Raw genomic sequence first — 303 nt, forward strand, 5'->3', positions numbered from 1 at the left:
GCACCGCGCAAATCGCCGAGGCCGCCGGCATCGCCCTGTACGGCGGGACCATGCTCGAAGGCTCGATCGGCACCCTGGCCTCGGCCCACGCCTTCCTCACCCTGCGCCAGCTGACCTGGGGCACCGAGCTGTTCGGCCCGCTGCTGCTGACCGAAGACATCGTCAACGAGCCGCCGCAGTACCACGACTTCCAGCTGCACGTGCCGCGCACCCCAGGCCTCGGCCTGAGCCTGGACGAAACCCGCCTGGCGCGGTTCGCCCGCCGCTAACCCCAAGGAGATACCCCATGCTGTTCCACGTGAA

General features: G+C 69.3%; 1 protein-coding gene. It reads left to right on the forward strand.

The features are described from left to right. A partial coding sequence (locus B3E94_RS21730) for an enolase C-terminal domain-like protein (RefSeq protein ID WP_286915149.1) occupies positions 1–269 on the forward strand: 269 nt, incomplete at its 5' end. Between the last annotated feature and the right edge of the window lie 34 nt (positions 270–303).

Origin of the sequence: Pseudomonas sp. UBA6315 (assembly GCF_002438125.1) — a bacterium.
GTDB lineage: Bacteria > Pseudomonadota > Gammaproteobacteria > Pseudomonadales > Pseudomonadaceae > Aquipseudomonas > Aquipseudomonas faucium.